Raw genomic sequence first — 3,526 nt, 5'->3', positions numbered from 1 at the left:
ACAGGAATGTTTAGCTTAATACCTTCTCAATGTGAATAGTTGAACTTTATTACGTAGCTTGCTGCGATTCAGCCAACGGTCAAGCCCCCCGCTTATTTCTCGTAAGCTTGCTTCAATGCCCGGATATCGATTTTATCCATTTGCATCATGGCTTCCGTGACGTTTTTTGCTTTTCGGGCATCCTTGTCTGCCAGCAACTCGCTGAGGATCATGGGAACGATCTGCCACGACAAGCCGAGCCATCCGCACCGGCCGGGTTCTCCTCCATCAGCGGTGAGCTTATCCCACAGCTCATCGACTTCCTCCTGCGTCGTGCAGTTCACGAAGAACGAAACAGCCTCGTTGAATTTGAAGTGTGGACCGGCGTTTAACGCCATGAATCGTTGCCCCTCCAGCTCGAAAGTTGCGGACATCAACGTCCCTTTTGGAAACGGCGCTCCATCTCCATAACGGGTGACGTTCAACGTTCTTCCATTTTTGAACACCGAGTTATAGAAATTGATGGCTTCCTCCGCGTTATCATTGAACCACAAGAAAGGAGTAATTTTATTTTGCATGAACTTTTCCTCCCCTTAGTTATCCAAAGTTTTGGATTTTTAAATTCTTTCGTTTTTTAACAATGAAGTGAACCGATGATTGAGGCGAACTTGTCGAGTGACTGATTCATGCCCATGACGGCGTATTTGGACATTTGGCCCATCGTCCAGTTGTATTCGATTATCGTCAGTTCCGTCTTGGTATCGCTTAGTGCTTTAAATTCCATGATGAACTGAACCTCCTTCGGAAAATCAGGGGGCATGCCCACGTCAGCCGGGTCGATCGGGTTACCATCCGCGTCGGACAAGCTCTGCGTAAATTCAAGACGTTCCTCGGGCACAATTTTCGTATAAATACCAGTGTTGTAGTAAACTTGACCCCCTTGCTCTAACGGCGCCTGCATGCAGAATAAATACTTGCCGCCAACGCGAAAATCAATTTCGCATCGCGGTGAGGTGTAATGAGCTGGCCCCCACCAGAGTGCTACCAGCTTAGGATCCGTCCATCCTTTCCAGACCCACGCGATAGGAAGGTCTAATATTCGAGTGATCACAAGTTCTTGCGTATTCGAATTTTGGTTCATTGGGATTCCTCCGAATCATTTGGGGTTTTGGCAGCTTTCGCAATTTCTGCTTTCATTACGGCCTCGAATGTATCTAGGCGCCGGCTCCATCGACGTCTCATGTTCATGGACCAATTCTCGAATTCGACCATTGTATCCGTGTTGATGCGATAAATGCGTTGCTGCGCCCTTTTTTCCACAAGGATCAATTTCGCCTCAAGTAAAATCTTCAAATGTTGGGAGATCGCTTGCGGGCTGACTTCGAATTGATCGTGGATCTGAGATGCGGAGAACTCTTCATTGTCGGCAAGCATCTCCAGGATGCGGCGACGCGTTGGATCTGCCAATGCGGAAAAAATATCGTTAGGCATACAGCTTGTTCCATTCCCCTCCTTCCTGATTACCGGTCTTGATTGTGAGCTTCGTTTTGATTTCGTAGTGTGACTTAATTTTATTTGTTGATTTCATATTAAACTATTTCCTTTATAAAGTAAATAATTTAATAATTATTTCCTAGTTGCGGCTTACATCTCTTTCCTAGAGCGTTCCGCACTTGTAAGACAACTTCCCAAATGTTGAATTATAACTGCCCGTTACTTCAATGAGTATTAAAAAGGAGCTATCCTGCGGTAGCTCCACACTATCGTACCCGTTAGCATTCCTGTAGAGCGATTATTACGAGCTTTGCAAAAAAACGAGCGCCTCGGTACGATGGGAGTACGAAACGGGTCAAAGCCCTTTAAATCCCATCATCCAGGAGGACGCTCTACTATGAAGTTTAAATCGCAAGCCAGACAAAATCAACTCATTGAAAAGATTACCTCTTCGCATCTCGTTGTCGGGATCGACATCGCTCAGCAGACACATGTTGCCCGCGCTGTAAACTTTCGCGGCATCATCATAGGAGAAGCATTGTCATTTACGAATAACGAAGACGGGTTTAACAGCCTGCTTCAATGGATCCAGAAGCTACAAACGGCTCATCAGTTAAGTGCGGCCATCGTCGGCATGGAACCCACAGGACACTATTGGCTCAACGTGTCTCGATGGTTAGCTGCACGCCAATTTGAAGTCGTTTTGGTGAATCCGCATCTTGTGAAAAAGAACAAAGAGAACCGAGATAATACGCCCTCAAAGAGCGACAAAAAGGATGCGCTTGTCATTGCCGACATGGTGAAAAACGGGTACTACTCGTTTACACGAAACACCCCTGAAGCGTTCGAGGAACTCCGTGTTCTTCTTTCGAACCGGGACTCTGTGGTGACACGTCTCGTCAGTGCAAAAAACCAAATCCACCGTTGGGTAGACATTGTTTTCCCTGAATTGCGGCATGTTTTCAAGCACATCACGTGTATCGGTGCCTTGGCCACGTTACGCCTCTTCCCTACACCGGCAGCGTTAAGCCAATTACAACCGCAGGACGTGATTGAAGGGTGGAAATCACTCATGAAGCGGCACAGCGGTTCAAGAAAAGCCAAGGAACTCATTACACTAGCCAGCCGCTCTGTCGGATCTCGACTAGCTACGCGTGCATACCAGCTGCATCTGAAGCAACTGCTTGCAGAGTATGACCTTGCCTGCAAGCAGTTGCAGGTCGTAGAACATGAGATCATCGCTGCGTTAGAGCGCATCCCCTTTGCAAAGTCCATGCTTGCGATCAAAGGGATTAGTGCGATTTCACTGGCCGGTATTCTGGGTGAGGCTGGGGATTTAAGCGGATTTGTTCATGGGAATGCCTTGCTGCGCCATGCCGGCCTGAATCTAGCGGAGGCAAGCTCCGGCAAGTGGACCGGACAGCTGGTCATAAGTAAGCGCGGGCGCTCCCGTCTTCGCCGCTTCCTCTTCATCGTCACCATGAGTTTGGTGATGAATAATTCGGAGTTTCAAGCGATGCACTCGCAAAATGTTCACGTGAAGAAGATGAAGAAAATGAGATCCATAATGAAACTTTGCGGTAAACTAGCCCGCATCCTGGTCGGGATGGCCCGCAGCGGTCAAGCTTACACACCGCACAAAACGTTACCGCTCCAACAGGCCGCTTAACCCATGTAACCGTACCTTTGCACGTAGATTGGCTTGTTCGCAGGATTTCAAAGAAAGCACGGAGTACCGGGTGTATTGAACAAAAGGGCATCGACCCGTACCGTTAGCAAAACCGGCCTCCACCCCTTGGATAGGTGTAACGAAGGAATGAGAGGGCTAGGACCCGTTGAGACATGGGAGTGAAAACCTCCGAGGGTGGCGTGGAGAATACGTGCAGAATATGGAAGTAACTGGAGATAAACTCACTCTCCTATATTCCCGCATGCCTTCATGTTGCCAATGTCTAATATGGTCGTTCCCTCCTCCTCCTATACTCATAACCAAGAGGATGAAATCCTGCGAATAAGCGAGCATGCGTGAGGAAACTGAATCGTACCGAGGGAG

At 48.1% G+C, this 3,526-nt stretch carries 4 protein-coding genes; 1 reads left to right on the top strand and 3 read right to left on the bottom strand.

Annotated elements, in window-relative coordinates:
* Window positions 1-92: 92 nt before the first annotated feature.
* The 3 genes from ABES02_RS29925 to ABES02_RS29915 are packed head-to-tail and all read right to left on the bottom strand — an operon-like array spanning window position 93 to window position 1,470.
* Entirely contained in the window at window positions 93-557 is a 465-nt protein-coding gene (locus ABES02_RS29925) for a VOC family protein (protein ID WP_430141725.1), read from the bottom strand.
* 56 nt (window positions 558-613) lie between these two features.
* The gene (locus ABES02_RS29920) at window positions 614-1,120 is read right to left on the bottom strand and encodes an SRPBCC family protein (protein ID WP_430141723.1); all 507 of its coding nucleotides are present in this window, start codon (window positions 1,118-1,120) and stop codon (window positions 614-616) included.
* The gene (locus ABES02_RS29915; RefSeq protein ID WP_430141721.1) at window positions 1,117-1,470 is read right to left on the bottom strand and encodes an ArsR/SmtB family transcription factor; all 354 of its coding nucleotides are present in this window, start codon (window positions 1,468-1,470) and stop codon (window positions 1,117-1,119) included. Before ABES02_RS29915 ends, ABES02_RS29920 begins: the two co-directional genes overlap by 4 nt.
* A gap of 400 nt (window positions 1,471-1,870) precedes the next feature.
* Here ABES02_RS29915 and ABES02_RS29910 point away from each other — a divergent pair, with 400 nt between their 5' ends.
* Window positions 1,871-3,142 (top strand): IS110 family transposase, encoded by a 1,272-nt coding sequence (locus ABES02_RS29910; RefSeq protein WP_430141718.1) that lies wholly within the window; start codon window positions 1,871-1,873, stop codon window positions 3,140-3,142.
* The last annotated feature ends 384 nt before the right edge of the window (window positions 3,143-3,526 follow it).

Origin of the sequence: Neobacillus pocheonensis (assembly GCF_050477905.1) — a bacterium.
GTDB classification, from domain to species: Bacteria; Bacillota; Bacilli; order Bacillales; family Cytobacillaceae; genus Neobacillus; species Neobacillus pocheonensis_A.
The sequence above is the reverse complement of the archived record's forward strand: the minus strand, read 5'-3'. Positions and strand labels throughout refer to the sequence as shown.

What these genes read in the sequence shown, in the direction of transcription:
- ABES02_RS29910 (WP_430141718.1), top strand. Translation starts at nt 1,871, where the DNA reads ATGAAGTTTAAATCGCAAGCCAGACAAAATCAACTCATTGAAAAGATT.
- ABES02_RS29920 (WP_430141723.1), bottom strand. Translation starts at nt 1,120, where the DNA reads ATGAACCAAAATTCGAATACGCAAGAACTTGTGATCACTCGAATATTA.
- ABES02_RS29915 (WP_430141721.1), bottom strand. Translation starts at nt 1,470, where the DNA reads ATGCCTAACGATATTTTTTCCGCATTGGCAGATCCAACGCGTCGCCGC.
- ABES02_RS29925 (WP_430141725.1), bottom strand. Translation starts at nt 557, where the DNA reads ATGCAAAATAAAATTACTCCTTTCTTGTGGTTCAATGATAACGCGGAG.